At 72.8% G+C, this 26,423-nt stretch carries 25 protein-coding genes; 20 read left to right on the plus strand and 5 right to left on the minus strand.

The window, feature by feature from the left end; all coding sequences use genetic code 11:
* The first annotated feature begins 13 nt into the window (after positions 1 to 13).
* From ACK1X7_RS39540 to ACK1X7_RS39550, 3 genes are read left to right on the plus strand one after another with little or no spacing between them, the layout of a single operon-like run.
* A complete protein-coding gene (locus tag ACK1X7_RS39540) occupies positions 14 to 1,234 on the plus strand; it encodes a DegT/DnrJ/EryC1/StrS family aminotransferase (protein ID WP_413116395.1) in 1,221 nt (406 codons plus the stop codon).
* Positions 1,231 to 2,283 carry a Gfo/Idh/MocA family protein gene (locus tag ACK1X7_RS39545; RefSeq protein WP_385157745.1) on the plus strand — a complete coding sequence of 351 codons (1,053 nt, stop codon included), beginning with the start codon at positions 1,231 to 1,233 and terminating at the stop codon, positions 2,281 to 2,283. Before ACK1X7_RS39540 ends, ACK1X7_RS39545 begins: the two co-directional genes overlap by 4 nt.
* Positions 2,280 to 3,086, plus strand: a complete 807-nt coding sequence (locus ACK1X7_RS39550) for a glycosyltransferase family 2 protein (protein WP_385157747.1) — start codon at positions 2,280 to 2,282, stop codon at positions 3,084 to 3,086. Before ACK1X7_RS39545 ends, ACK1X7_RS39550 begins: the two co-directional genes overlap by 4 nt.
* On the opposite strand, the gene ACK1X7_RS39555 is transcribed toward ACK1X7_RS39550, so the two are convergent.
* Both ACK1X7_RS39555 and ACK1X7_RS39560 read right to left on the minus strand, forming a co-directional pair.
* Positions 3,059 to 3,724 (minus strand): PIG-L family deacetylase, encoded by a 666-nt coding sequence (locus ACK1X7_RS39555; RefSeq protein WP_385157750.1) that lies wholly within the window; start codon positions 3,722 to 3,724, stop codon positions 3,059 to 3,061. The two genes, ACK1X7_RS39550 and ACK1X7_RS39555, sit on opposite strands and share 28 nt — an antisense overlap.
* A gap of 84 nt (positions 3,725 to 3,808) precedes the next feature.
* Positions 3,809 to 4,492 carry an HAD family hydrolase gene (locus ACK1X7_RS39560; protein WP_385157753.1) on the minus strand — a complete coding sequence of 228 codons (684 nt, stop codon included), beginning with the start codon at positions 4,490 to 4,492 and terminating at the stop codon, positions 3,809 to 3,811.
* 108 nt (positions 4,493 to 4,600) lie between these two features.
* On the opposite strand from ACK1X7_RS39560, the gene ACK1X7_RS39565 reads away from it, so the two are divergent.
* From ACK1X7_RS39565 to ACK1X7_RS39630, 14 genes are all read left to right on the plus strand, one after another.
* A complete protein-coding gene (locus ACK1X7_RS39565; protein ID WP_390793485.1) occupies positions 4,601 to 6,151 on the plus strand; it encodes an alkaline phosphatase family protein in 1,551 nt (516 codons plus the stop codon).
* A gap of 114 nt (positions 6,152 to 6,265) precedes the next feature.
* The gene (locus tag ACK1X7_RS39570; protein ID WP_137968377.1) at positions 6,266 to 6,532 is read left to right on the plus strand and encodes an acyl carrier protein; all 267 of its coding nucleotides are present in this window, start codon (positions 6,266 to 6,268) and stop codon (positions 6,530 to 6,532) included.
* Between the two features lie 16 nt (positions 6,533 to 6,548).
* A complete protein-coding gene (locus ACK1X7_RS39575) occupies positions 6,549 to 8,846 on the plus strand; it encodes a beta-ketoacyl synthase N-terminal-like domain-containing protein (protein WP_390793484.1) in 2,298 nt (765 codons plus the stop codon).
* A complete protein-coding gene (locus ACK1X7_RS39580) occupies positions 8,843 to 10,219 on the plus strand; it encodes an alkaline phosphatase family protein (protein WP_385155449.1) in 1,377 nt (458 codons plus the stop codon). Before ACK1X7_RS39575 ends, ACK1X7_RS39580 begins: the two co-directional genes overlap by 4 nt.
* Positions 10,216 to 10,857 carry a hypothetical protein gene (locus ACK1X7_RS39585; protein ID WP_385155446.1) on the plus strand — a complete coding sequence of 214 codons (642 nt, stop codon included), beginning with the start codon at positions 10,216 to 10,218 and terminating at the stop codon, positions 10,855 to 10,857. Before ACK1X7_RS39580 ends, ACK1X7_RS39585 begins: the two co-directional genes overlap by 4 nt.
* On the plus strand, positions 10,832 to 11,638 hold the full coding sequence (gene cysD, locus ACK1X7_RS39590) for a sulfate adenylyltransferase subunit CysD (protein ID WP_385116759.1): 807 nt from the start codon (positions 10,832 to 10,834) through the stop codon (positions 11,636 to 11,638). Before ACK1X7_RS39585 ends, cysD begins: the two co-directional genes overlap by 26 nt.
* 10 nt (positions 11,639 to 11,648) lie before the next feature.
* Complete coding sequence (locus ACK1X7_RS39595) at positions 11,649 to 12,914, plus strand: GTP-binding protein (RefSeq protein ID WP_413116396.1); 1,266 nt, start codon at positions 11,649 to 11,651, stop codon at positions 12,912 to 12,914.
* The gene (locus ACK1X7_RS39600) at positions 12,911 to 14,254 is read left to right on the plus strand and encodes an alkaline phosphatase family protein (RefSeq protein ID WP_385155440.1); all 1,344 of its coding nucleotides are present in this window, start codon (positions 12,911 to 12,913) and stop codon (positions 14,252 to 14,254) included. Before ACK1X7_RS39595 ends, ACK1X7_RS39600 begins: the two co-directional genes overlap by 4 nt.
* Positions 14,248 to 16,077: a B12-binding domain-containing radical SAM protein gene (locus ACK1X7_RS39605; protein ID WP_413116397.1), complete on the plus strand. Its 1,830-nt coding sequence runs from the start codon at positions 14,248 to 14,250 to the stop codon at positions 16,075 to 16,077. The genes ACK1X7_RS39600 and ACK1X7_RS39605 overlap by 7 nt, the downstream gene beginning before the upstream one ends.
* Positions 16,071 to 16,946, plus strand: coding sequence for a DUF4346 domain-containing protein (locus ACK1X7_RS39610; RefSeq protein ID WP_385155435.1), 876 nt, complete (start codon positions 16,071 to 16,073; stop codon positions 16,944 to 16,946). Before ACK1X7_RS39605 ends, ACK1X7_RS39610 begins: the two co-directional genes overlap by 7 nt.
* Entirely contained in the window at positions 16,943 to 18,451 is a 1,509-nt protein-coding gene (locus ACK1X7_RS39615) for an MDR family MFS transporter (protein WP_385155431.1), read from the plus strand. Before ACK1X7_RS39610 ends, ACK1X7_RS39615 begins: the two co-directional genes overlap by 4 nt.
* A gap of 11 nt (positions 18,452 to 18,462) precedes the next feature.
* A complete protein-coding gene (locus ACK1X7_RS39620; RefSeq protein WP_059145788.1) occupies positions 18,463 to 18,720 on the plus strand; it encodes a helix-hairpin-helix domain-containing protein in 258 nt (85 codons plus the stop codon).
* Positions 18,717 to 19,541 carry a class I SAM-dependent methyltransferase gene (locus ACK1X7_RS39625; RefSeq protein ID WP_390793480.1) on the plus strand — a complete coding sequence of 275 codons (825 nt, stop codon included), beginning with the start codon at positions 18,717 to 18,719 and terminating at the stop codon, positions 19,539 to 19,541. The genes ACK1X7_RS39620 and ACK1X7_RS39625 overlap by 4 nt, the downstream gene beginning before the upstream one ends.
* 37 nt (positions 19,542 to 19,578) lie before the next feature.
* Positions 19,579 to 19,926, plus strand: a complete 348-nt coding sequence (locus ACK1X7_RS39630; protein ID WP_385156884.1) for an MmcQ/YjbR family DNA-binding protein — start codon at positions 19,579 to 19,581, stop codon at positions 19,924 to 19,926.
* A 31-nt stretch (positions 19,927 to 19,957) separates the two neighbouring features.
* On the opposite strand, the gene ACK1X7_RS39635 is transcribed toward ACK1X7_RS39630, so the two are convergent.
* Positions 19,958 to 20,731 carry a class I SAM-dependent methyltransferase gene (locus ACK1X7_RS39635; protein ID WP_413116398.1) on the minus strand — a complete coding sequence of 258 codons (774 nt, stop codon included), beginning with the start codon at positions 20,729 to 20,731 and terminating at the stop codon, positions 19,958 to 19,960.
* Positions 20,732 to 20,886: 155 nt separating this feature from the next.
* Between ACK1X7_RS39635 and ACK1X7_RS39640 the strand changes: the two genes are divergently transcribed.
* Both ACK1X7_RS39640 and ACK1X7_RS39645 read left to right on the plus strand, forming a co-directional pair.
* Positions 20,887 to 22,086 carry an RNA-guided endonuclease InsQ/TnpB family protein gene (locus tag ACK1X7_RS39640; RefSeq protein WP_413116399.1) on the plus strand — a complete coding sequence of 400 codons (1,200 nt, stop codon included), beginning with the start codon at positions 20,887 to 20,889 and terminating at the stop codon, positions 22,084 to 22,086.
* 50 nt (positions 22,087 to 22,136) lie between these two features.
* Positions 22,137 to 22,862, plus strand: coding sequence for a glycosyltransferase (locus tag ACK1X7_RS39645; protein WP_390793477.1), 726 nt, complete (start codon positions 22,137 to 22,139; stop codon positions 22,860 to 22,862).
* Between the two features lie 119 nt (positions 22,863 to 22,981).
* Here the strand turns inward: ACK1X7_RS39645 and ACK1X7_RS39650 are convergent, their stop codons facing one another.
* Entirely contained in the window at positions 22,982 to 24,325 is a 1,344-nt protein-coding gene (locus ACK1X7_RS39650) for a hypothetical protein (RefSeq protein ID WP_385156872.1), read from the minus strand.
* 346 nt (positions 24,326 to 24,671) lie between these two features.
* Here ACK1X7_RS39650 and ACK1X7_RS39655 point away from each other — a divergent pair, with 346 nt between their 5' ends.
* A complete protein-coding gene (locus ACK1X7_RS39655) occupies positions 24,672 to 25,880 on the plus strand; it encodes a pyridoxal phosphate-dependent aminotransferase (protein ID WP_398159669.1) in 1,209 nt (402 codons plus the stop codon).
* A gap of 90 nt (positions 25,881 to 25,970) precedes the next feature.
* On the opposite strand, the gene ACK1X7_RS39660 is transcribed toward ACK1X7_RS39655, so the two are convergent.
* On the minus strand, positions 25,971 to 26,333 hold the full coding sequence (locus ACK1X7_RS39660) for a VOC family protein (protein WP_059145793.1): 363 nt from the start codon (positions 26,331 to 26,333) through the stop codon (positions 25,971 to 25,973).
* Between the last annotated feature and the right edge of the window lie 90 nt (positions 26,334 to 26,423).

Here is a 26,423-nt window from a genome sequence, read left to right on the forward strand (position 1 = left end):
AAAGGACTCTGACGTGACCCTCGACCCGACAGCCGCGCCCCCGGCCCCCGTCCGCCCGATCGACGCCGACGACCTGCCGCCGTGGCCCCAGCACGACCACACGGAGCGCGCGGCGCTGGACCGTGTCCTGGCGCAGGGACAGTGGTGGCGGGCGGCGGGCACCGAGAACGAGGACTTCGAGCGCGAGTTCGCCGCGTACAACGGAGCGTCGCGCGCGCTCGCGGTGACCAACGGCACCGCCGCGCTCGAACTGGCGCTCCGGCTGCACGGCATCGGGCCCGGCGACGAGGTCGTGGTGCCCGCGTTCACGTTCATCAGCACCTCGCTGGCCGTGCAGAACGTGGGCGCGATCCCCGTCCCGGCGGACGTGGACCCCGATACGTACTGCCTGACACCCGAAGCCGTCCGTGCCGCGCTGACCCCGGCGACCCGCGCGGTGATCCCCGTCCATATGGCCGGCCATCTCGCCGATATGCACGGGCTGGGGGACCTGGCCGCCGACCACGGCCTGGCGCTCATCCAGGACGCCGCGCACGCCCAGGGCGGGGTGTGGGACGGGACGCCGGTCGGCGCGTTCCCCACGGTCGCCTGCTACAGCTTCCAGAACGGCAAGCTGATGACCGCCGGGGAGGGCGGGGCGCTGACCCTGCCCGACGAGAAGACGTACGAGCAGGCGTATCTGATGCACACCTGCGGGCGGCCCCGCGGCGACACCACCTACCAGCACATGACGGGCGGCTCCAACTACCGCGTCAGCGAGTTCACGGCGGCGATCCTGCGCGCCCAACTCGCCCGGCTGGCCGGGCAGACGCGGATCCGGGAGCAGCGCGCCGCCCTGCTCGACGCGCTGCTGGCCGAGGTGCCCGGGCTGCGCCTTCAGGCCCGCGACCCGCGGATGGACGTCAACCCGCACTACATGTACCTGCTGGCCCTCGACCCGTCGGCGGGCCGGGCGGCACGCGACGCGCTGGTGGCGGGGCTGACGGCGGCGGGCGTCCCGGCGTGCGTCAACTTCCCGCCCGTCTACCGCACCGGGTCCTTCCACGCGGGCCCGGTGCCCACGACGCCCGTACCGGAGCTGGCCGAGCGATGCGCGGTGGCGGAGGACCTGGGCGCCCACGGCCTGTGGATCCACCACCGGGTGCTGCTGGCCGAACCGCGGGTGGTGGAGCGCGTGGCCACCGTGGTCGCCGCCCTGGCCGCGCGGGCCGGTGACGCCGTGGTGACGCGGTGACCGCAGCGCTGCGAGTGGGCCTGCTCGGATACGGCTGGGTCAACCGGACGGTCTGGCTGCCGCGGATCCGCCGCCATCCGCGCCTGGAACTGGCGGCCGTCCACGACCCGGAGGCCGCCGGTGTCCCGGCGGCCACGTCCTGGGCCGGTCTCCTGGACGCCCGCCCCGACGTGGTCGTGATCGGCACCCCCAATCACACCCATGCCGCGCTGGCCTCCGCCGTGCTGGAGCGCGGCATACCCGTGGTGGTGGAGAAGCCGCTGTGCCTGAGCCGCGCGGAGTTCGACGCTCTGGCCGAGCGGGCGCGCGGAGTCGGGCTGCTGGTCAGCCGGGCCGCCGTGCGCCGCGAGGATGTGCGGCGCCTGGCCGGTGCTCTGCCGCCCGGGCCGCTGACCGTACGGGCGAGCTGGCTGCGCGCGGGCGGGGTGCCGCGCCCCGGCTCGTGGTTCACCGGCCGCGCCACGGCGGGCGGTGGAGCGCTGCTCGACCTCGGCTGGCATCTGGCCGATGTGGCGCTCGGGCTGCTGGGCCGGCCCCCGCTCGTGGCGGTGGCGGCCGAACTGCGCACACCGGGCGGCGAGCACCCCGGTGGGCACACCCCCGGGCGGGCCACTTGGCGCGGCGACCGAGCCGGTACGGGTCCGGTGGACGTCGAGGTGGACGGCACGGTGCGCGCCGAGTTCGAGGACGGCGCCCGGCTGGTGCTGCGGGCGGCCTGGGAGAGCGAGGTCGCCACCGACCGCACCCGGTTCGCCGTCGAGGGCGGCGGCGAGCGCCGGGTGCTGACCGGGACGTTCGGGTTCAGCCCGAACCGGGTGGCCGAGCCCGCGCTGACCGCCTGGGGGCCCGACTCCTACCGCCGCGTCACCCTGCCGGACCCGGTCGGGCGGGAGTACGACGCGCAGGTGGAGGCCATCGTCGGCTTCGCCTCCGGGACCCTGGACTGGGCGGCGGAGCTGGCCGAATCCGCCGCCGTGGTGGACCTGCTGGAGGCCGCCTACCGGGCGTCGGGCCGTCCGCTGGCCCTGCCGGAGGGCACGGCCGTATGAACGGGCTGAGCGTCGTCATCCCGACGAAGGACAAGCCGGAGTCGCTGCGCGCCACGCTGGCGTGTCTGCTGGCCGATGGACCGCCCTCGGCCGAGATCGTCCTCGTCAACGACGGTGAGGCCCCGATGGCCGTCCCGGCGGACGCGCCGGTCCGCGTCGTCGAGGGGCCGCGCCGAGGCCGCGCCGCCGCCCGTAACACCGGTGCGCGAGCGGCCATCGGCAGCCGCCTGCTGTTCGTGGACGACGACATCCTCACCGGCCCCGGCTTCCTGTCCGCGCACGCCGCCCACGGCACCGGGCCCGGTTTCGTCCACGGTCCGCTGATGGAATTCCCCGCCGCGCGCCGCTGGCTGGCGGCCCATGGCCCCGACCCGGTCGCGGCCGCCGCCGTGCTGAACGGCGGCGAGCGGCTGGTCCGCAACAACCTGGAGGCCACTGTGCTGGCCGTGGCCGCCGGGACGGTCCCGGCCCGGCTGGGCTGGCTGGCCTGCGTGGGCGCCAATCTGTCGCTGTCGCGGGCGGCGTTCGACCAGGCGGGCGGGTTCGACGAGGGCTTCGGCACCCGCTGGGGCTGTGAGGACCTGGAACTGGGGGTGCGGCTGCTGGCGGCGGGGCACCGGCCCACGGTGGACCGGGCCGCGCCCGGCGTCCATCTCACCCACGCCCGCCCCGACCGCTGGGAGCAGCATGAAGTCACCCACCAGCGGTTCGCCTCGCTCCACGACACCACCGACGTCCGCGCCCTGCCGCTGCTGCTGACGGGCAGTCCGGCCGCCTACTTCGCGGCCGTGGAGCCTTCCTGAGCGGCCAGGCGGTGCTCCCGCCACACCGCCGGGGTGCGGGCGTGCCCGGCCAGCGCCCGGCCGAACCGCAGCGGCCCGCCGAACATCTCCGTCACCTGGGAGCGGTAGGCGAGGGCACCGCGCAGCCAGGCGGAGAAGTCGGCCCGGTGCTCGGTGACCGCCATGCCCAGACCGCCCGCCGGGGGCGGCCGATAGGGGAACTCGGCGTAGTACGCGATCTGGACGCCGGTCCCGGCCGCCGCGCGCTCGGCGGCGACACGCGCGATGACATGGTCCACATGGGTGCGTCTCGCGAGGGGAAGCAGCAGCAGGTCGGCCTCGCGCAGATACGGGCCGAGCGCTGCCGCGACCGCCTCGGCCGTCCCCGCGTCGTCGGGGTGTACGGCGCGGCGGCGCGACAGCGGCCCCGGGTAGCGGTCCTCGCGGTGCACGGCGTCGGGGAAGCCGAGGCCGACCGCCCGGACCGGCCAAGCGGCCAGCGCGGCGGCGTCCTCGGCCCGGCGGACGGCGGCCGCGGGGCCGCCGTCGAAGACCGTGACCACGGTGAGAGCGTCCGCGCCCGCCGCCCACGCGCCGAACATCCCGCCGCAGGACCACACGGCGTCATCGGGATGCGGGCTCACCACGACCCGGCGCATCAGCCCTCGATCTCGGCCGGCGGCGCGATCTCCGGGCGGCGCCGGCCGAGTTGAGCCGGATCCGGGCCGCTGAGCGGCAGCGGCTCAGACATCGTGGGCTCCCGTCGACGTCTCCCGTACGGGGGAGGGCAGGCCGAACACGGCGAGCAGGTCGAGGGCGGTCCCCGCGTAGTGGTCGGGGCCTTCGGCGCGCAGCGTCTGCGGGGCGGTCTGTCCCCAGCCCGCCGCGACCACGGTGGCGCCCGCGGCCCGGCCGGAGCGCATGTCCAGCACGCTGTCGCCGACGAAGAACGCCCGTGCCGCGCCGGGGGCGTCGGGCAGTGCGGCGAGCGCGGTCAGCACGATCTCCGGATCGGGCTTGGGCCGCGTCACCTGGTCGCTGCCGATCACGACGTCCAGGCCGTGGGCGATCCCGGCCGCGCTGAGCGCCTGCATGGCGCGTTCGTAGGTCTTGCCGGTCGCGACGGCGGTCGGCACCCCGGCCGAGGCGAGCGAGGCCAGCACCACCGGGATGCCCGGGTGCGCGGTGACCAGCTCGATATGGCGGGTGCTCTCGGCCGCGTAGACCGCCGCCGACTCGGTGGGCAGGCCGAGCGCTTCGAGGATCCGGGGCAGCGGCGCGCCCATATGGGCCAGGAACGTGGTGAACGGCGGATCGCCCGGCCGTCCGGCGGCCCGCCAGGTGGCGGCGAAGGCGCGGCGCATGTTCTCGGTGGTGTCGAGCAGGACGCCGTCCAGGTCGAAGACGACAGCGGAGGTAGCGCTCATGACCTCGATGATTGCGAGCGTGATGACCAAAGTCAATGCGGATGTTTGACTTTAGTTGTCGACCTGCATACCGTGGCTCCATAAGCGGTGAGCAGGGGGGGACCGACCATGCCGCATACCGCACCACCCAAGGCCGTCGTGCTCGGCATCGACGGAGGCAGCCTCGATCTGATCGAGCCGCTGGTCGCCGAGGGCGCGCTGCCGGTGCTCGGCAGGCTGCTCGCCGACAGCGCACACGGCCCGACCACCACCACCTGGCCGGCGCACACCGCGCCCGGCTGGAGCACGTTCGTCACCGCGCGCCGCCCCGGCGGCCACGGCATCTACCAATTCTTCGACACCCAGGACCCGGTCTACGGGGACCGTCTGGTCGGCACCGGCGACTACGGCTGCGACACCGCCTGGGAGTGGTTCGCCCGGCAGGGCTGGAGCGTCGGGCTGGTCAACGTGCCGATGTCCCACCCGCCCCGCGAGGTCCCCGGCTACCAGCTCACCTGGCCGCTGGCGCGGACCCTGCGCTACAGCGAACCGCCGGGGCTGCTCGGGGAGCTGGCCCGGGCGGGCGCGGGCTTCAAGGCCGATATCGCCGCGATGTTCCGGGGCGACCTGTCCTACGCGGAGGCCGCCGTCGAGCATGTCAGGGCGCGCGGCCGGACGATCCAGTACGTGCTGCGTGAGCGCCCGGTCGATGTCTTCATGGCGGTCATCACCGAGATCGACCGCATCTGCCACCACTACTGGCACTTCGCCGACGCCTGCCACGACCGCCACACCCTCCCCGACCGCCAGGAGTGGGCCGACGCGATCCGCGCCACCTATGTCGCGATCGACGAGGTGTTCGGCGAGATCCTCGACGTGGTGGGCGACGAGACGCCCGTACTGCTGCTGTCGGACCACGGGTTCGGGCCGGGCCGCCACAACGTCGCCGTCAACGCCGTCCTCGCCGAGGCCGGGCTGCTGGCCACCCGGCCCGCCGCCACCCCGCCCGCCGCGGGCGACGGCCTCGCCGACTGGTTCCGCGCCGACGGCCGCGAGGTGGACTTCACCCGCACCCGCGCCTATATGCCCACGCCCGGCTGCTACGCGGTCAACGTCAACCTCGCGGGCCGCCAGCGCGACGGAGTGGTGACCGACCCGGGCCCCGTCCTGGCGGAGGCCGCCGAGCTGCTGCTGGGGCTGCGCGCCCCCGACACCGGCGAGCCGGTCTTCGCCGCCGCGCTGCCGCGCGCGGACGCCTACCCGGGCCCGATGGCGCACGCGGCCCCCGATCTGCTGCTCATCCCCGCCGACGAGGGCGTGCTGGCGAGCCCGGCGATCAGCGGCCCGCTGTGGCGGCCCAGTGAACAGACGGGTATGCACCGCTATCTGGGGATGTGGGCGCTGCGCGGGACGAGCCTTGCGCCCGGCCGCCGCACCGCCCCCGTCGCACTCGCCGATCTGATGCCCACGCTGCTGGCGGAGGCCGGCCTGACCTTTCCGGCCGCCGTCCACGGCCGCCCGCTCCAGTGGGACGGCTGGGACGGCGCCGACGGTGGACGCGCCTTCCTCGCCCCCGGGGAGACCGTCTCCGCGGTGGCGTCCGGGGGAGCCGAGGAGACGGCGCGGCTGAGCGAGGAGGAGCTGACCGCCAAGGCGCTCGGCGCCATGGGCTACCTGTGAGACGGCGACCGATCCGGTGAAAGCGACCGATCCGGCGACCGCGGCCACTCCTTCGAGCCACGACTGGCACAACATCCGGCCCGCCCGGGCCGCCCGACAACGTACGGAGGTCTGATGAACGACACCAAGGACCGTCTGCGCCGCGTGCTGGTGGAATCACTGCGGCTGGATCTCGCCCCCGAGGCGGTGCCCGACACCGGCCTGCGCGAGGCGGTCGGCATCGACTCGGTGATGGGGCTGGAGTTCCTCATCTGGGTGGAGAACGAGTTCGGCATACAGATCCAGGACGAGGACCTCAGCGTCGAGCTGGTCGACTCGCTCGACACGCTCGCCGCCTACGTGGACGAGCGCGCGGCGCGGACCGCCGCCGCCCGGGATTGACGGGGGGGCGACAAGCGTGAGCTTCCCGGTGGTCATCACGGGCATGGGCGCCGTCACCGTATTCGGCGACGGCTGCACCGCGCTGTTCGAGGCGCTGCGCAAGGGCGAGTCGGGCCTGCACGAGCTGCGCGGCATCGCGGTCGCGCGCGGCAAGAACCGCTCGGCCCAGATCGAGGACCCACGCCGGACGGGCCCCTGGCGGCTGTCGGACATGGCCGTGGACGCCGCCCGCGAGGCGCTCGCCCAGGCGGGCGGGCCCGCGCCGGGCGTCACCGGCCTGTACGTGGGCACGACCGGCGGTGACAACCGGGCGCTGGAGGACCGCTGGGAGGACTTCCTGGCCGCCCGCCGGGCACTGGCTGCCGGGGCCGACCCGCAGGTGGACGACGAACTCGCCGAGGCGATGGTGCGGTTCCCGATCGGGGTGCTCGCCGATGTGCTGGCGCACCGGCTCGGCATCGAGGGCCCCCGCTACGCGGTGACGAACGCGTGCGCGTCCGGCACCACCGCGACCGCGATGGCGCTGCTGGCGCTGCGTCAGGGCACCGTGGACCGGGCCGTGGTGGTCGGCGCCGACCACCTCAAGGCCACCTCCTACTGGGGAGCGGAGCGCGCCGGGTTCGTGGGCCACGACCTGCGCCCCTTCCACGCCGACCGGGACGGCAGCGTCCTCGGGGACGGGGCCGGGGCGCTGGTCCTGGAGCGCGCCGCCGATACGGCCGCGCGCGGCGGCACCCCGCTGGCCGGGCTCGCGGGCTGGGCCATCACCTGCGACGACAACCCGCATGCGATCATCCCGCCGGAGGACGGCGCGTCCAACGCCGAGGCGGTCCGGCTGGCCCTGGCCGACGCCGGGATCTCGCCGGAGGAGGTCGACTACTTCAACGCGCATGGCACCGGCACCCCGTTGATCGACCGGCTGGAGACCGCCTCGGCGCGGCTGGTCTTCGGCGACCGGGCGGGCCAGGTCGCGATCAGCAGCACCAAGTCGATCGTCGGGCATCTGGCCGCCGCGTCCCCGATCATCGAGGCGATCGCGACCGTGTACTGCCTCACCGAGCAGTGGGTGCACCCCACGGCCAAGCTCGACCGGATCGACCCCGCGCTCACCTTGGACTACGTCCCGCTGCGCGGCCGTCCGCAGCGGATCCGCGCGGCGGTGTCCAACTCGCTGGGCGGCGGCGGCACCAACGCCGTCCTGGCGTTCCGCCCACAGGACTCCGCCCAGGCCACGCCGGACCCGTTGGAGCCCGCCCCCGACGCCTTCGAGCCCGTCCCCGACGTGGTGGTGACCGGGACCGGCGCGGTGAGCAGGCTCGGCGACGGCCCGGACGCCCTGGAGGCCGCCTACGGTCCCAACGCCGCACCCGGGCGGACCCGGCCCTACTCGGTGCTGGACCATATCGACGCGGCGGCGGGCTACCAGTACCTCAGCCGCTCGGCGCAGCTCGGGTTCGGCGCGGCGGCGCAGGCGATGGCCGACGCGGGCCTGCCCGTGCCTCTCCCCGCCGAAGGGCCGCTCGCCGGCCGCCGGGTGGCGGTGGTCATGGGCACCGCCGTCGGGGGCTTGAGCGCGATGGCCGAGACGCTGTGCCCGCATCTGTCCGCCGACCCGACGCGGATCACCCCCTCGATGTCGCTGGACCACGGGCCGCAGCTCGCCGCGACCCTGGTGTGCCGGGCCGCCGGTGTCACCGGCCCGATGGTCACCCTGATCAGCGGACCGGCCGCCGGTCTCCAGGCGGTGGAGGTCGGCCGGGCGCTGCTGGCGGCCGGGGCCTGCGACATCGTGATCGCGGGCGGCGGCGACGCGGGCGACGCCCCGACCCGGGACGCGGCGCGGCTGCTGGCGAGCCGTCAGGGCCGGGCCGGGGAGGAGCCGACGGACAGCGCGGCATGTGTGGTGCTGGAGCGCGCCGACGGCGCGCGCGAGCGCGGCGCGCCGGTACGTGCGGTCGTCACGGGTTGCGCGAGCTGGTCGGAGCCCCAGGCACCGGACCGGACCGAAGCCGCGGCGGGCGCCCTGACCCGCTGCCTTACGGCGGTCGGCGCGGCCGGCGCCGACCGGCCGCACCTCTCGTACCACGTGGGCAAGGGCAATCTGTCCGACACCGGCGAGGTCAAGCTGCTCGCCTCCGGCTTCCAGCCCGAGGCGCTCGGCGGCGCGCTGGCCGCCGGGCCGCTGCTGGCCGTCGTCGCGGCGGTCGCACGGGTCGCCGTCGAACCCGGCGCGGCCGCGATCGTGTCCACCGTCGCACCGGGCGGCTCGGCCGCCGCGCTGCGGCTGGCCGGTCCGGACGGGGGGCGCGGATGAGCGCCCGGGCACGGGCCATCGCCCTGATCACCGAGGGGGCGTGCCCGGAGCTGATCGACCGGTGGGGCCCGGAGCGGCTGCCGCATCTGCACCGGTTGCGCGCGCTGGGCGCCGGCGGGCCGCTGCGCTCGGACTTCGTCCCCTACGAGGCGCCCGGGCTGTTCAGCGCGTTCACCGGATTCGCTCCCGATGAGCACGGGTGCTTCTCCTACTGGGATGTACACGCACCCGACTACCGGCCGGTGGTGCTCGACGGATCCGCCGCCCGCCGCCCGTTCCTGTGGCGGCGGCCGGAACTGACGGGCCGCCGGATCGCGCTGGTGAACCTGTTCGGCACCCATCCGGTGGAGCCGGTCGACGGATACTGCCTCAGCTATCCGATGCGGGCCACCGTGCAGGCATGCCATCCGCGGAATCTGCCGGTGCTGCTGGCCCGCGAGGGTGTGCGGCCGGTGCACGATGTCACCGTCTGGTTCACCGGCGGCCCGAAGGACCCGTTCGTCTCGGGTGTTCTGAACGCCGACCGGCAGCGCGCCGACGCGGCCCTGGCGATGCTGGACGGCCGGGTCGGTAGCCGCCCGGACCTGACCGTCCTCAACCTCACCGCCATCGACCGGCTCTCGCACGTCTACTGGCAGGAGACCGAGCCGGGCAGCCCGGTCCCCGAGGCCGACCAGGCGGTGCTGCGCGCCTACCAACTGGCCGACCGGGTGCTCGGCCAACTGCTGGAGCGGCTCGACGACCACACCAGCCTGCTGGCGTTCTCCGAGATCGGATTCGGGCCGCTGCGCTCCTACCGGTCGGTCAACGACGTACTGGCGGCGGCCGGGCTGCTCACCCTCGGCCCGGACGGCACGCCCGACTGGTCGCGGACGACCGCGTTCGAGGCGGTGCAGGGCGCCCAGGGCGTCAATCTCAACCTCGCGGGCCGCTACCGGGACGGCACCGTCCGCCCCGCCGACCGCGCCCGCGTGCTGGCCGATGTCGCCGCCGTCCTGGAGGAGCACATCAACCCGGCGACCGGCACCCGGTTCCTCACCCGCGCCGTCCCGCGCGAGGAACTGCACGCCGGCCCGGCCGCCGACGCCGCGCCCGACCTCGTACTCGACCCGGCCGACTGGCGGTATCTGCCGCTCGGCGACCCGTTCTGGTCCGGCCGCACCAACCGGATGCTCCAGAGCGGCTGGCACCGGCGCGACTCCTACTGGGCCGGGGCGGGCGCGGCGTTCACCGCCGGGCGCGGCGGCCCCGCCCGGCCGCTGGACATCGCGCCGACGCTGCTGACGATGCTCGGCCTGGACCCCGCCCCCGACCTGCCCGGTACGGCCCTGACCGCCCCCGCGCTGCGACCGGCCCCGGCGGGTGCCTCATGACCGGCACCCTCCTGCCCCTGGCGGTGACCCTCGACGCCGATGGCGGTGCGTGCGTCGCGGGCCTCGACCTGGACGGCCGCTGGATCCGCCCCGAACCCGTCACCGCCGAGCAGGTGGGCCCGGACGGTCCCTACGCGTTCTTCCAGCCCGTCCGGATCGGCCTCGGCCCCAGCACCGAGCCGGACGCCCGCCCCGAGGACCGTGCCGTCATCGCGCCGCCCCGGCCCGCCGGCCCGGCCCTCGACCCCGCGCTGCGCGAGCACCTGCTCGAGGACACCGCCGACGAGACCGTGGAGAAGGCGTTCGCGGGCGAGCGCAGCGCCGGTCTGGTGCCCACCGAGGTGTGCCGGATCTACGGGCGGCGCTCCACCGGCGGCCGCTCCTTCCTGCGGCTGGAGTTCACCGACGCCTCCGGCGCCGAGCACGACTGGATCGTGCGTGACGCCCGGCTGGTCCGCGCGTTCCCGGCGCCGTTGGAGGAGCCGCTGCCGGACCTGGCGGGGCCCTGCTTTCTGTCCATCGGCCTGACCAAGCCGAACGGCCGGTTCCCCGGGCGGTTCCGGGGCTGCCATCCCCTCGTGGTGGGGGTTCTTTCCGAAAGGGGTGACGTGAGTGGCTTCGGCGCTGCGCGACCTTGAGAACGACACGGTGCAGGTGCTGCGCGAGGTGCGCGGCCGGTTCACCAACCCGGCCCTGCTGTGGTCGATGGGCAAGGACTCGACCACGCTCCTGTGGCTGGTCCGCAAAGCGTTCTTCGGGGACGTGCCCTTCCCCGTCATCCACATCGACACCTCCTACAAGTTCCGGCAGATGTACGAGTTCCGCGACCGCTGGTCCCGGGAGTGGGGCCTGGACCTGCGGGTGCATCGCAACGAGAAGGCGCTGGCCGCGGGGATGGGCCCCACCGCCGCCACCAAGCTCGAATGCTGCACGGCCCTGAAGACCAACGCCCTCCAGGAGGCCCTGGAGGCCGGCGGACACGACGCCGTACTGCTCGGCATTCGCGGGGATGAGCACGGAGTGCGCGCCAAGGAGCGGGTCTTCAGCCCCAGGGACCGGTCCTTCGGCTGGGACTACCGCAACCAGCCGGCCGAATTCTGGGACCTGCGGCAGGCCGCGGTGGACGAGGGCGGCCATATGCGCGTCCACCCGATGCTCTCCTGGCGGGAGATCGACATCTGGGAGTACGTGCGGCAGGAGGGCATCCCCGTCCCCGACCTGTACTTCGCGAACGACGGGAACCGCTACCGGTCGATCGGCTGCGAATGCTGCTGCTCGCCGGTGCGCAGCGACGCCGGGACGGTCACCGACGTGGTCATCGAGGTCCGCCGCTCCCGCGAAGGCGAGCGCGCGGGCCGGGCACAGGACAAGGAAGACGCGGCGGCGATGGAGAAGCTCCGCGCCCTCGGATATATGTGAGGCGGCATCAGTGACGACACCCGTACTGCCCGAGGGGGGACCGACCCCCGCAGCCACCGCCCGTGACGCCGACACCCTGCGCGTGGCGTTCGTGGGGGAGGTGGACCACGGCAAGTCCACCCTGCTCGGCCGGCTCCTGCTGGACACCGGCAGTGTCACGACCGACCGGCTGGAGGTGCCCGTCGCGGACGGCGGGCTGGCGTTCCTGCTCGACGGGCTGACCGAGGAGCGCGCCGACCTGTTCACCCTCGACACCGCCAGCGCCGTCCTGGAGACCGGAAGCCGCCGCTATGTGCTGATCGACGTGCCCGGCCACGCCGAACTGCTCGTCAACATGGCGACCGGGGCGTCCCGCGCGGAGGCCGCCGTGATCGTGGTGGACTGCCGCGAGCGCGCCGCCGAGCAGACCCGGCGGCATATGCGGGTCCTGGCGATGATGGGCGTCACCGCCGTCGTCTGCGCCATCACCAAGATGGATCTCGCCGGCTGGGCGGAAGCGGAATTCCACACCGCCGCCCGGCAGGTGGCCGCGCTCGCCGACGAGATCGGCCTGACGCTGGTGGCCGCCGTCCCGGTCAGCGCGATGACCGGCGACAACGTCACCGCCGCCGGCACACGGCTGCCCTGGTACGCGGGCCGTCCCCTGCTCGACACCCTCGCCGACCTGACCCCCTGGGGCGATGGCGGCGCGCCGCTGCGCGTCGAGGCCCAGGACGTGGTCGACGGGCGGGTGCTGGCCCGGGTGCTCAGCGGTGAACTGCGCACCGGGGACCGGCTGGTCGCACCCGGCGAGGACGCCCGGACCGCCCTGGCCATCGAGCGCTTCGGGGAGCCGCCCCAGGAGTCGGCCGCCACGGGCGACAACATCGGGCTGGTGCTGTCCGGGCCGCCCTGTGCGCCGGGCACCCTGCTCGCACCCCCCGACCGGCGGCCGCTGCGCGGCGACCGGTGGCGGGTGCGCGTGCTGTGCACCGCCGAGGACGGGTTCGCCGAGGGCGCCCGGTGCACACTGCGCCGGGCCGGCGCCGACCTGACCGGCCGTATCGCCCGGGTGGAGCGCCACTGGGACAGCGCCCGGCGCGCCCCGGCCGCGACCGACCGGGGCCCGGTCCGGTTCAGCGAGGTCGCCGAGCTGACCATGCTGCTCGACCGGCCCGCCGACGGCGACGACGTACGGGTGTGCGCGCCGCTGGGCCGCTTCATGCTCACCGACGGCGCCGCCCGCATCCTCGGCCTGGGCATCGTGGACGAGATCGCGGGGGAGGACCGGCGATGAGCGCGATGGTGATCGGGCTGGACGGCGTCCCGTACTGGCTGCTGCGCGATCTGGCCGGCCAGGGCGTCATGCCGAAGACCGCGGGCCTGCTGCCGCAGGGGAGCCTGCGCGCCATGAGCGCGCCCGTCCCGGAGATCAGCTCCACCTCCTGGGCCAGCTTCCTCACCGGGACCGACCCCGGCACCCACGGCATCTACGGATTCGTGGACCTGCGGCCCGGCACCTATCGCACGTACTTCCCGGGCTACGGCCATCTGAAGGCCCCGCCGCTGTGGGAGGCGGTCGAAAGGAACGGCGGCCGCAGCGTGATCATGAACGTGCCGAGCACCTACCCCGCGCCGCCGCTGCGCGGCACGCTGGTGTCCGGGTTCGTCGCCCCCGACTTCGACCGGGCCGTGTACCCGCCCGAGCTGCGCGGGCCGCTGCGCGCCCTGGACTACCAGCTCGACGTCGAGGTCGGCGATGTGACCGCCGACCCGGACGGGTTCCTGGACCGGGCGGAGGCCGCCCTCGCCGCCCGCCGCGCCGCCTTCGCCCATGTCCTGTCCGACGGCTGGGACCTGGCGGTGTGCGTCATCACCGAAACCGACCGCGTCCACCACTTCCTGTGGAGTTCGCTCACCGACCCCGCCGCCCGGCTCCACGGGCGTGTCCTCGACTTCTACCGAAGGGTGGACGAGGCCGTTGCGGAGCTGGCCGACCGTGCCGGGGACGGCGCGCTGTTCCTCGCCAGCGACCACGGCTTCGGCCCGGCGCACACCCAGTTCTATCTGAACGCCTGGCTGCGGCGGGCCGGGTATCTCGCGCTGCCGCCCGGCGCCGAGTCCCTGGAGGAGATCGACGAGCGCACCCGGGCGTTCGCGCTCGACCCCGGCCGTATCCACCTCAACACCGCCGACCGCTTCCCCCGCGGCGGACCGCCCACCGACCCCGGCGAACTCACCGCGCGGCTGCTCGCCCTGCGGCTCACCGAGGACGGCCGGATCGCCGAGGGCGGCCCCGGCACCCCTGTGGTCTCCGAGGTGCTCTCCGGGCCGAAGATCTACGCCGGGCCGTGCGCGGACGACGCCCCCGACCTGGTCGTGATGCCCGCCCCCGGCGTACAGATCCGGGGCGCCTGGGCCACCGACCAGGTCATCGGGGACGCCCCGCTGACCGGCACCCACACCCGCCCCGACGCCACCTTCTGGTGCCGGGGCGACCAGGGCACCGAGCCCCTGCATATGCGAGACGTGGCGCCGACCGTCCTGGCCTCCCTGGGCATCGACCCGCCACCCGGAACCGAGGGCACCGACGTGCGGGTCATGCGGCCGCGGAACGAGGAGGACATCCGATGCTGACGTCCGGGAAAGAGCTGGGGCTCCAGCCCCGGGAGAAGCCGGGGCACTTCGAGATAGCGCTCGACGCCAGGATCACCGACCCGGTCGCGTTCCGGGTGAGCTTCGTGATCCTGCTCGACGGCGACCTGGTGATGTCCCCCGAGCACCTCGGCGTCGCCTATATGGCCGCGACGCTGCGCGCTGCGGGCTTCTCCTGCGAGATCCGCGAGGCCGAGCACGGCCGCCACCAGGAGGTCGTGGACGCCATCGCGGCCTACGCCCCCGGCCTGGTGTGCTTCACGCTGATGAGCCTGAACGTGCCGAGCTGCGTGGAGTTCTGCGCGGCCCTGCGCAAGGAGATGCCCGAGGTGGTCATCGCCTGCGGCGGCCCCGCCGGGACGTTCACCGGCACCGATGTGCTGCGGGTCAACCCGCACGCCGACATCGTCGCGGTCGGCGAGGGCGAGCCCATCATCCTGGACCTCGCCCAGCGTCTCGCCCTCGGCGAGGACATCGCCGACTGCCCCGGCATCGGCTACCGCGACGCCGACGGCGGATACCGGCAGAACCCGGCCCGCCCGCTCGTCCACAACCTGGAGGTGCTGCCGTACCCGGTCCGCGATCAGCTCATCGCCCATGGCAACAAGCTCGAGTACGTCCGGGTCAGCACCAGTCGCGGCTGCGTCGCCCGCTGCACCTTCTGCTCGGCCCCCAACCTCGGCAACCGCGTCCAGGCGGGCAAGGCATGGCGCGGGGTCGGCCCCGGCTATGTCCTGGACGAGGTGGAGCAGCTCGTCCGGGACCACCGGTTCCGCACCTTCGACTTCATCGACTCCACCTTCGAGGACCCCGACGGCGGCCGGGTCGGAAAAAAACGTGTCCGCGCCATCGCCGAGGGCATCCTCGACCGCGGTCTCGACATCTACTACAACGTCTGCATGCGCGCCGAGAACTGGTCCGACTGTGCCGAGGACCACGATCTGCTCGACCTGCTCGTCCGCAGCGGCCTGGAGAAGGTCAACGTCGGCATCGAATCCGGCGTCCCCGAAGAGCTGCTGCTGTGGGAGAAGCGCGCCACCGTCGAGGACAACATCACCATCATCCGGCTGCTGCGCGAGCACGGCATCTATCTGGCCATGGGGTTCATTCCGTTCCACCCCTACGCCACGGTCGAGACCCTGACCCGGAACGCCGACTTCCTGCGCGAGCACGCCGGGCACAACCTGCGCCGGCTCACCGAGCGGCTGGAGGTCTACCCGGGCACCTCCATCGCCCGCAAGCTCGCGGACGACGGCCTCCTCGGCCACGCCTACGAGGACAACCTCGACCCCTACGACTACCGCCACAGCGATGAGCGCGTCGAGCGGCTCGCCGTCCACTTCGCCTCGCTCTACAACGACGAGGACTATCACAAGCGCGGCGTCATCACCGATCAGTCGGCGGTGTTCGAGTTCGAGACGTTCAACGTCGTCGTGCAGACCTTCGTCTCCCGGCTCTACCGCCGCTTCCACGCCCTTCCGGGGGCGATGGAGGTCCTGGAGCGGTTCAAGGACTTCCTGCACGAGACCCGCCAGGACATGGGGCGGCAGAACCACGAGTTCTTCATGGAGAACCTCGACGACGTCCTCACCGACCGCCTGGACCACGCCAAGCGCCGCCGCCAACTGGAGCAGATCGAGGCCCGCTTCCGCTCCTGCATCGACCGCATCCGCGCCGAGCAACTGCGCGTCGGGATGCGGCTGCACCGGTTCGGCGCGGATGTCACCGCCATCAGCTCCAGCCTCCCGCCGGTGACCCCCGGCGGCGCGCCCCGCTCGTACAACGGGGGTGCCCCCACGTGGTGACCCACCGGACCGCCGACGTCGCGGTCTGCACGCTGCGCACGCATACGCTGCCCGCGCGGCTGGCCGGCCACCCCCGGGTGGCGGTCGCGGCCCCGCTGGCCACCGCCAACCTGGGGATCGAGGAGCTCGTCAGGGGCGCCCTCGCCCGTCCGGCGGTCCGGCATCTGGTGGTGTGCGGGCACGACTCCCGGCTGTTCCACCCCGGCCAGAGCCTGCTGGCGCTGGCCGCGCACGGCACCGCCCCGGACGGCACCATCATCGGAGCCCACGGCCACCGGGCCCGTCTCCCCAATCTGCGGCCGCCCGTCGTGGCCGCCTTCCGCCGCCGGATCGCCGTCCACGACCTGCGCGGCCAGGACGACCCGGCCGCCGTGCTGGCCGCCGTCGACGCCCTGCCCCGCCACGCCGACGACCCGGACGGGGCGAGCGATGTGAACGGCCCGGACTGTGTGGCCGGTGTCCTGGGGGAGGAACTGGCCGCCAGCACACCCCGGTTGGTGCCGCTGGCCGCTGTCGGCCGGGTCCGTCCGATCGCCTCGGCCGGCGCCGGCTGCTTCGTCATCTCCCTGGACCGCCCGGCCGGCCGGATCGTGCTCCGGCACTACGGCGAGGATCTGGCGAGCGGGCATGAACTGCGCAGCCGCAGCGCGACCGCCCTCACCCTCGCGGCCGTCGCCCACGGGCTCACCGACGACCCCGCCCACGCGGGCTACCTGGGCGGTGAACTGGCCAAGGCCGAGACCGCGCTGCGGCTGGGCCTCGCCTACGTCCAGGACCGTCCGCTCGACTCCCGGTCCGCCGATCCGGCCCCTTCCCTCCCCTGGGCCGGCCCGGTGACCGCCGAACCCCCCAAGGGAGTAGCCCTGTGACCGCTGAAACGACGGCGCCCGCCCCGGCGGCGGCCCCCCCAAGCCTCAGCCGTCGGCTGTGGGTCTTCGGCGGCATCCTGCTCGGGATGCTGCTGTCCACCCTGGACCAGTCCGTCGTCGCCGCGGCACTGCCGAGCGTCGTACACGACGTGGGCGGGCTCGAGCACTTCGCCTGGGTGTTCACCGGGTACGGGCTCACGCTCAGCATCACCACCATCGTCGGCGGCAAGCTCGGCGACCTCTTCGGCCACCGCCTGGTGTACCTCGGCGGCGTCGTGGTGTTCATCGCCGGGTCGATGCTGTGCGGACTGGCCGGGAACATGAGCCAGTTGATCGCCTTCCGGGTGATCCAGGGCATCGGCGGCGGCGCGCTGGTCGTCGCCTCCTTCTCCCTCATCGGCCAGTTGTTCGAGCCCGCCGAGCGCGCCAAGTACGCCGGGTACTCCACCAGCGTGTTCGCCGTCGCCAGCGTCGCGGGCCCGCTCGTCGGCGGCGCCGTCACCGACGCGATCGGCTGGCGCTGGGTGTTCTACGTCAATCTGCCGCTCGGCCTGGTCACCCTCGCCGTGGTGGCGTTCCTGCTGCCCACCGCCGCCACCCGTGGCCGACCGAAGATCGACTACCCGGGTGCGGCGCTGCTGGCGGCCCTGTCGGTCTGCGTGGCGCTGCTGGCGGGGCGCGTCGGCAGCCTGGACGCGGTGCTGTCCACGCGCGGTATCGCGCTGATCGTCGCGATCGTCGTGCTCATTCCCGCGTGGATCGTGGTGGAGCGCCGCGCGGCCGAACCGATGATCCCGCTCAGCCTGTTCCGCAACTCCACCTTCGTCCTGTCGAACACGATCACCATGCTGGCCGGGTTCGCGATCCTCGCCACCGTCAACTTCCTGCCGCTCTTCCTCCAGGCCGCCTCGGGCGCGTCGGCCGTCACCTCCGGTCTGCTGCTGATCCCGATGATGTTCGGCCTGCTCATCGCCTCCACCCTGGTCGGCCGCCGGATCGCCGAGACCAAGAAATACCGCTGGTTCCCGGTGGCCAGCATGGCCGTCGCCGCGGTGGCGTCGTATCTGCTGTCCACCATGGACGCGGACACGCCCTGGCCCCTCGTGGTGGCGTACTCGGTGCTGCTCGGCGTCGGCTCCGGCCTGTCGATGCAGGTGTTCATGGTGGCCGTGCAGAGCTGCGCACCGCCCGCCCAGATCGGCGCGGTGACCGCGACGGTCACCTACGCGCGGCTGGTCGGGGCCTCCTTCGGGATCTCGGCGTTCGGCGCGGTGTTCTCGGCGCGGCTGGCCACCGAACTGCCCCGGCACGTACCCGGCGACAGCGCCCGGTCCATGACGAACCTGACCGCCGACGCGCTCGACAAGCTCCCCGGCGACCTGCGGCACGGCTTCACCGAGGCGTACGCCGACTCGCTGGGCACCGTCTTCTTCGTCGCGGTCCCCGTTCTGCTGCTCGCTCTCGTACTGTCGCTCGCGATGCGCGACCGCGCGTTGGGAGAGTGAGGAGCAGCCCTATGGAGAGCGACCTGAGGCAGATCCCCGGCGTCGGCAAGGCCGTCGAGGGCGACCTGCACGGCATGGGCATCCACCGCGTCGAGGAACTCGTCGGCCAGGACCCCGAGGAGCTGTACGACCGGCTGATGCTCGAACAGGGGGCCTATGTGGACCGCTGCATGCTCTACGTCTTCCGGTGCGCCGTCTACTACGCCGAGGGCGGCAGGGAGCCGGAGAAGCTCCGTTGGTGGAACTGGAAGGACTCGAAGACACCATGACCGTCATATCCGCCGTGCCCACCCTCCCGGTGGGCGCGCTGTTCAGCCAGACCCGCCGCGAGTTCGCCTCCTGGTATTCGCGGCTGTGGGGGCCGCTGGGGGCGCTCGCCACCGGCGTCTCCCGGCCCCGGCCGGGGGAGCGGGTCCTGGACGCCTGCTGCGGCTCCGGCGCGTCGGCCCTGCCCGCCGCCCGTGCCGTCGGTGCCGCCGGCCATGTCGACGCCGTCGACATGGCCGGCGCCCTGCTGGACCAGGGCCGGGCCGAGGCGGACCGGCAAGGGCTCGCCCATCTGCGGTTCCACCGCGGCGATGTCACCGCATGGCGCGCGGACGCCCCCTACGACCTCGTCCAGTGCTGCTACGGCGTGTTCTTCTTCCCCGACATGGACACCGGGACCCGGCATCTGGTGGACCTGCTGCGCCCCGGCGGCCGGATAGCCCTCAGCACCTGGGTCGGCGGCGGAATGGACAGCATGGTCCGCCGCGCCCGCGAGGCCGCCTCCGCGATCCGCCCGCTGCCCGCACCGCCGACCGCCCCCGACCCGCGCACCCGAGTGGACTCCGCCGACGGACTCGCCGCCTGGCTGCGCTCCTTCGGCCTCGTGGACATCGCGGTGCACCGGGTCGACTACCGCGTCCCGCTGCTCGGCGACGACGCCTGGATGTTCCTGCTCGGCGCCGCGCCCCGCCGCTTTGTGCTTGGCATGGACGAACAGCAGCTCGGCCGCGTCCGGGACCGGCTGCACGCCGACATGGCGGCCGCCGGCCACTCCCACCTCGACGCCAGCAGCCTCATCGCGGTCGGCGTCCGGCCGCGATAGCCGTCCGGATGGCACCGCCCGTGGATAGGCTCGCACCGTGAAACCCGACGACGTCACCGCGCACTGCCTCGCCCTGCCCGGCGCGGCCGAGGACTTCCCCTTCGGCGACTCACCGGCCGTCTACCGCGTCGGCGGCAAGATCTTCGCGATCCTCAGCGAGGGCGCGGTACCGCCTCGCGTCAGCGTGAAGCTGCCGCCCGACGAGGTCCTCGCGATGCGCGCCCAGCACCCGGACACCGTGCTGCCCGGCTACCACCTCAACAAGCGGCACTGGGTCACCGTGCTGCTGAGCGGGGGCCTGGAGGCCGAAGAGGTGCGCGAACTGCTCGGGGAGTCCTACGAGATCGTGGTGGCGTCGCTGCCCCGCCGACTGCGACCCGCCTGACCGTCCGTTCGCCCCGCCCGGCGCCTGGGGCTCACTCGCCCCACTTCAGGTAGATCACGGGCTGCTCGCGGAACGGGAGCTGCCGCAGCGTCATATGGCCGAGGCCGAGGGTCTCGCGGATCGCGGCGGTCACCCCGGGCCACCGGGGATGCCCGAGTTCGTCGAAGGCCACGATGCTGCCCTTGGCGAGATGGGGCCGGATCGCCTGGAGCACCTCACGCGTCGGCTCGTACAGGTCGAGATCGAAGAAGGCCATCCCGATGACCGTCTCCGGGTTCTCCGCCAGATAGCGCGGGACCGTCTCCCGGACGTCTCCCTGGACCACAAAGGTCCGCTGGACATGCGGAATGGGATCGCCCGCCTCATGCGCGGCGAGCACCTCACGCAGATGGTCCACCTCGTTGCCGGGGACGGCGAACCTGCCGACGGCCGCACTCGGGCTCACCTGGTCGATCTCGGCGAGGTCGGGAAATCCGGTGAAGGTGTCGAAACCGATGATCCGGCGGTAGGAGTTGTACGGCTCGTACAGGCCGCGCAGCGCGGCGAGGGTGGCGAGATGGCATCCGTGCAGCACACCGAACTCCATGATCACGCCGGGGATCTCGGGCAGCATCCGGTACAGCGCGTCCATCGTCAGCAGATCCGCGAGCTGATGGCGGCGGAGATACACCGGGAGATTGTCGATCAGATACACGGGCGGAATGGGCGTCTCGGTCAGCAGTTTGGTGAGCCGCTCCCGCACCTCCTTCTCCTGCGCCGACTCATGTGGCAGGAGCCGCGGGTTCTTGTGCTCGACATCGGTCATCGGGAACCTTCGAGGAAACCTTCGCCTTCAGGCGGGGGAGGAATCGGGCTCCTGCGGTGCAGGGCAGGGGATGGTGAATCGCCGCCAAGGGGGTTCGGTGTCCGCCGCTGACAACTCGGCAGGCGGCCACCATCTGATGCGGTAATTTGTGAGCCATGGCCACTCACGTAAAGCGGGCATTCAAGTTCCGCTTCTATCCGACCGATGTGCAGGCGGCCGAGCTGTCGCGCACGTTCGGGTGTGTGCGGAAGGTCTACAACATGGCGCTCGCGGCCCGTACGGAGGCGTGGGCGCTGCGGCAGGAGCGCATCAACTACAACGCCACGTCGGCGATGCTGACGGCGTGGAAGAAGACCGAGGAACTCGCCTATCTGAACGACGTTTCCTCGGTTCCGCTCCAGCAGACCGTGCGGCACCTGCAAGGGGCGTTCACCAACTTCTTCGCCAGGCGGGCGAAGTACCCGCGGTTCAAGTCGCGGAAGAGGTCCCGCAGCAGCGCGGAGTACACCACCAGTGGATTCCGGTTCCGGGCGGGGAAGCTGACGCTGGCGAAGATGAGCGAGCCGCTCGACATCGTCTGGTCGCGTCCCCTCCCGGAAGCCGCTTCCCCCTCCACGGTGACCGTGTCGCAGGATGCCGCCGGGCGCTGGTTCGTCTCCCTCCTCGTCGAAGACCCCGCCGTCCAGCCGCTTCCCGCCAGCGGCCGGGCGGTCGGCATCGACGCCGGGCTCGACCACCTGCTCACTCTGTCGACCGGCGAGAAGATCGCCAACCCCCGGCACGAGCGGCGCGACCGCGCCCGCCTCGCCCGCGCGCAACGCGACCTCGCCCGCAAGGCCAAGGGGGACGGCGCCAACCGGGTCAAGGCCCGCCGCAAGGTCGCCAAGGTCTACGCCCGCATCGCCGACCGCAGGCGTGACCACCTGCACAAGCTCACCACTCGGCTCGTGCGTGAAAACCAAACGCTCGTGATCGAGGACCTCACCGTCCGGAACATGCTCAGCAACGGCAAGCTGTCCCGGGCGATCTCCGACGCGGCATGGTCGGAGTTCCGCAGCATGCTGGAGTACAAGGCCCAGTGGTACGGCCGGGACGTGATCGCGGTCGACCGCTGGTTCCCCTCCTCCAAGCTCTGCTCGAACTGCGGCGCCTTGCGGGACAAGATGCCGCTCAGCGTCCGCACCTGGAGATGTGGCTGCGGTACGGCCCACGACCGGGACGTCAATGCCGCGAAGAACCTTCTGGCCGCCGGGCTGGCGGTGTCGGCCTGTGGAGCCGGTGTAAGACCTCAACGGGAATCCTCCCGGACGGGGCAGTCGGTGATGAAGCAGGAATCCCCACGGCGCGAGCCGTAGGAATCCCCCTCGTTCGCGAGGGGGAGGAAGTCAAGAACGCGATTTATCCGATGTCCGTCGGCGAACCCTCGCATCAGGCCATGCGCAACGGGCCCTTCGTTCCGCTGTTTGAACGCATGACCAAGAAGGCGCTTCCGGCCTTGAACGATGCGCGTGCCCGCTGGGGGCTGGCGCCGCTGAGTGCCGCAAGGGAGCAGTACATGCGGGCGGACCGGTGCATGGTGGCGACCTTTCCCACGGTGGACCCGGCGGCGGACGCGGTCCCCGAGCGCGTCCATTACGTGGGTCCGGGCTTCGCGCCACCACAAGAGCGCGCGGGCGATATGGGCGCTACGCGCCGCGTGCTGATCAGCCTGTCGACCACACCGCATTCCGCTCAGCCGAAGCTGGTGCGTTCCCTCCTGGAGGCCGCCGAGGGAATCGACGCCGAATTCCACTTCATCGGTGGAGTCGTCCAGGGTGAAGAACTGCCGGGAAATGTACGCGCGTCGGGATATCGGCCCATCGAGGAGCTGCTCCCTGAAAGCGCTGTCCTGGTGACGCTCGGCGGTCATGGCACTTTCGTACGGGGCCTGGCCTTTGGGGTCCCCATGCTGGTGATCCCCTTCGAGCAGGACGCGTTCAACAACGCGCGGCGGGCAGCGGAATTGGGCGTGGGCCGTCATCTTCGACTCGACGCGTCCGTGGCCGCTCTCGGAGAGGAACTCCAGCGCCTGCTCACGGACGGCAGTTACCGGCTGGCCGCGAAAGACGTCGCCGACCGGCTTCGCCGCTAATACCGGCCGGAGGCCGCCGCCCGGATCATCGCCGAACTCGTCGCCTGAGCCGAACTCGTCGCCTGAGCGGGACTCGTCGCCTGAGCGGAACTGGCCGCCTGGCGGGACCGGTCGCCCGATCAGTTCAGGAAGCAGCTCTGCGAGAGCGCGGTGTCAGCCGCCTGGCGGTTCACTCCGTCCGACGCCGCGCCGGTGCCGTCCGGCGCGGGCAGGCCGGAGGCCCGGTGGCTGTCGTAGTCGCCCGGGCCGTAGAGGAACAGCAGGGGCGCCTTGGCGGCGTCGGCGTTCTGCACCCGCATCCGGATGCGCTCCAGCTCACCCGCGATGATCTCCTCGCGGCGGCGCGGCGAGGACGACCGCTGGATCCGCGCCCTGAGGTCGGCCAGGAAACCCTGACGCGCCAGGGTGTCGGGGGTGGAGCCGATGGCCGCGGAGGACTCGCCGTCCGTCACCGAGGCCCAGTGCACGAGGGGCCGGCGCGACCAGGAATCCGGCCGGAGATAGGGCAGCAGTGCCGTGACCAGTTCGCCCGCCGACCAGCTCATCCGGTGGATCTTGTGGTTTCCCGGGTCGCGGGTGTTGAGGACGCTGAGGGTGAGAACGCCGCCGCCGTCCGCGGGGGCGGGAGCGTGGGCGAGCATCGCCAGCAGCCGCCCGATCGCGGTCACCTCACATATATAGGCGCCGTTCTCATTGGTCAGCGGGACGGCCTCCGGGCCGGTCTGGATGCGGCCGCGCCCGTCGAGCGGCGAGAGGTCGGCGATGTGCTGACCGACCGAGAGGGTGTTCGGTGTCGCGCAGAGCACCTGGCCCATCCCCGGGGTGGGCTGTGCGGCGTCCACGCGGCGGAGCGGGACACAGCCCGTCCCGAGGAACAGATCGACCAGCCGCCCCGTGGGCACGGACGGGATCACCGGACGCACCTCGCCGCGCAGCCGATCCACGAACCGGTCGCCGAGCTTGCGGTAGTCCAGGGAGAAGTCGAACGCGAGCCGCCCGCCCACCGCGTGATACAGGGCCAGCGCGGCGGGAGGCAGGAACTCCTCGGGGTCTCCGGTGATTTTGGCGTGCATGCGCCGCGCCGCCGCACGCCCGATGCCATGGACCATCTTGCCGTCGAAGATCGAGAGCGAGAAGGTCACCGACCCCGGCCCGGAGGCCGGCAGCGCATGCAGCCGCTCGGCGACGGCCTGGGCGAAGCGCAGATCGGCTTCCCCTTCCGCGCTGAGTCCCTCGGGCGGCGTGAGCAGTGTGCGCTCGCTGAAGGGGTCGTAGATCCCCGATCCGAACCAGGCGTTGGTCCCGTCCGAGCAGAGCGGGACACCCACGGTAACGACGCAGGACCAGCCGGCGGCGACCGCGTCCGCGAGCGCCTCGGCGGTCGCCTCGGGGTCCCGTTCCGAGCCGATTGAGGGGAACGGGCCGACCGAAGCGGCCTCCGCCCCCGATTCCTGTTCCGACACGCCCGCATCCCCCCTGCACCTTGGCGGACATCGAGAGGCCGCCTTCCGGAACACCGACGACACTGGCAGGCGGATGTGGCGACTCTAGGCCCCCTTGTTGACTAAAGTCAAGGCACGGGAGGGGTGGCTGGCCCTTGTTCGGGACCCCCCCCCGGGCGGTCCCGAATAATCTTCCGAGGCAAACCGAACAAACGTTGACAATCACTATAGTCATCGAATCTTATGGTTTGAGTCGGGCCGGGCGGCAGCCGCCCGGCCGGCGGTGTCGGAGCCGCAGGCGACCCGCGGCACTCCGCACCCGCATCCGCACCCGCATCCGGTCATCGCCCACCGCCGAGAGGTCAGCATGAAGGCCCTGTCCCGCCACGCCACAGCCATCCGCCCGTCTCCCACCCTGTCGCTGAACGCACGGCTCAACGAACGCGTGCGGGCGGGCGAGCGGGTGCTGAACCTGTGCGTCGGAGAGCCCGACTTCGCCATGCCGGAGGGAGGCCGCACCGCCGCGCTGCACGCCCTCGCGGCGGGTGCCGACCGCTACACCGATGTCGCCGGGCTGCCCGAGTTACGCGCCCGCGTCCAGCGCAAGCTCCATGAGCAGAACGGCCTGGACGTCGGGCCGGACCAGATCGTGGTGTCGGCCGGGGCCAAGCACGCGCTGTACAACGCGTTCTTCGTGCTGTGCGAGGCGGGCGACGAGGTGATCGTCCCGGCTCCCTACTGGGTGACCTACCCCGAGCAGGTGCGGGCGGTCGGCGCGACTCCCGTGATCGTGCCGACCCACGCCGACACCGCGTACAAGCTCACCGCCGCACGGGTCGAGGAGGCCATCACCGCGCGCACCAAGGCCATCGTCCTCAACAGCCCCGGCAACCCGACCGGTGCGACCTACACCGAGCGGGAGCTGGCCGAACTCGCCGCGGTCGTCGAGCGGTACGACCTGTATGTGGTCGAGGACCTCATCTACGAGCACTTCTTCTACGAGGAGGGCACCGCGCCCAGCATGACGGCGTTCCCCGCCCTCCGGGAGCGCACCGTGCTGGTCAACGGGGTGTCCAAGTCATGCGCGATGACGGGCTGGCGGGTCGGCTACACGGTGGCGTCCCCCGCGATCAGCGCCCTGGTCCGGCGCATCCAGAGCCAGTCCACCTCGAACGTGGCCGCCATCGCACAGCATGCGGCGCTCGGCGCGCTCGACGACGTGCCGTGGCGGCTGCTGGCCGGGTATCGCGAACGGCGCGACGCCGCCCACGCCCGACTGACCGCGGTCGACGGCGTCGAATGCCTGCTGCCCACCGGGGCGTTCTACCTCTTCCCGGATATCTCCCGCCTCCTCGGCGGGGACCACGGCGGACGGCCACTGGCCACGGCCGACGACTTCTGCGACCGGCTCCTGGAAACCACCGGCGTGGGCCTGGTCCCCGGGACCGCCTTCGGCGCGCCAGGACACGTCCGCATCACCTATGCGACGGACCCGGCGGTGGTCGCGGAAGGGCTGGACCGGCTGGGGGCGTTCGCCCGCGAGATCCGTCGTACGACCGTCGGTTCGCGGGGCTGACCCATTGCCCCGGGCCGTGCGACGCCGGGGCCGGGCGGCGCGGCACCCGCCGCCCGGCCGGCCCCGGCCGACGGCCGGCCCGGGGTGTGGTCACGCGGCCTGGAAGTGCGGGTTGTAGATGAGGCCGATCAGATCGCCGGTGGGGTTGCGCACGACCGCGACCTCGATGCCGCCGCCGACCTCGCGGCAGGACGAGCGGGACTCGCAGCCCGCGGCGAGCAACTGCGCCTCGGCGTCGGACACATCGTCCACGCCCCAGTAGACGATCGGGCCTTCGTCGGGGTCGCCGTCGGGGTCGAGCGCGAGTTCGTAGCCGCCGACGTCGTATCCGACGTAGAACGGCTCGTCGAAGTAGGGCTCATGACCGAGGGTCGAGTTCCACCAGAGCTTGGCGGCCTCCAGGTCGCGCGCCGGGTAGACAACCGTTCGAAGACCCAGAAACTTCACACTCACCGGAATACTCCTTCGATCGATTCGGCCAGTCAATGTTCTGGCGGAGCGACGATAGCGTAAAACCGTTCCGGATCGGTACCGGAGAAAGCG

This window comes from Streptomyces sp. CY-1, assembly GCF_047218265.1.
Taxonomy (GTDB): Bacteria; Actinomycetota; Actinomycetes; order Streptomycetales; family Streptomycetaceae; genus Streptomyces; species Streptomyces niphimycinicus.

Bases quoted from the DNA above. Each gene is read 5' to 3' on its own strand.
- ACK1X7_RS39635 (WP_413116398.1), bottom strand. From the start codon at position 20,731: ATGACCGATGTCGAGCACAAGAACCCGCGGCTCCTGCCACATGAGTCG.
- ACK1X7_RS39620 (WP_059145788.1), top strand. From the start codon at position 18,463: ATGGAGAGCGACCTGAGGCAGATCCCCGGCGTCGGCAAGGCCGTCGAG.
- ACK1X7_RS39640 (WP_413116399.1), top strand. From the start codon at position 20,887: ATGGCCACTCACGTAAAGCGGGCATTCAAGTTCCGCTTCTATCCGACC.
- ACK1X7_RS39645 (WP_390793477.1), top strand. From the start codon at position 22,137: ATGTCCGTCGGCGAACCCTCGCATCAGGCCATGCGCAACGGGCCCTTC.
- ACK1X7_RS39560 (WP_385157753.1), bottom strand. From the start codon at position 4,492: ATGAGCGCTACCTCCGCTGTCGTCTTCGACCTGGACGGCGTCCTGCTC.
- ACK1X7_RS39585 (WP_385155446.1), top strand. From the start codon at position 10,216: ATGACCGGCACCCTCCTGCCCCTGGCGGTGACCCTCGACGCCGATGGC.
- ACK1X7_RS39600 (WP_385155440.1), top strand. From the start codon at position 12,911: ATGAGCGCGATGGTGATCGGGCTGGACGGCGTCCCGTACTGGCTGCTG.
- ACK1X7_RS39550 (WP_385157747.1), top strand. From the start codon at position 2,280: ATGAACGGGCTGAGCGTCGTCATCCCGACGAAGGACAAGCCGGAGTCG.
- ACK1X7_RS39655 (WP_398159669.1), top strand. From the start codon at position 24,672: ATGAAGGCCCTGTCCCGCCACGCCACAGCCATCCGCCCGTCTCCCACC.
- ACK1X7_RS39580 (WP_385155449.1), top strand. From the start codon at position 8,843: ATGAGCGCCCGGGCACGGGCCATCGCCCTGATCACCGAGGGGGCGTGC.
- ACK1X7_RS39625 (WP_390793480.1), top strand. From the start codon at position 18,717: ATGACCGTCATATCCGCCGTGCCCACCCTCCCGGTGGGCGCGCTGTTC.
- ACK1X7_RS39565 (WP_390793485.1), top strand. From the start codon at position 4,601: ATGCCGCATACCGCACCACCCAAGGCCGTCGTGCTCGGCATCGACGGA.
- ACK1X7_RS39570 (WP_137968377.1), top strand. From the start codon at position 6,266: ATGAACGACACCAAGGACCGTCTGCGCCGCGTGCTGGTGGAATCACTG.
- ACK1X7_RS39605 (WP_413116397.1), top strand. From the start codon at position 14,248: ATGCTGACGTCCGGGAAAGAGCTGGGGCTCCAGCCCCGGGAGAAGCCG.
- ACK1X7_RS39555 (WP_385157750.1), bottom strand. From the start codon at position 3,724: ATGCGCCGGGTCGTGGTGAGCCCGCATCCCGATGACGCCGTGTGGTCC.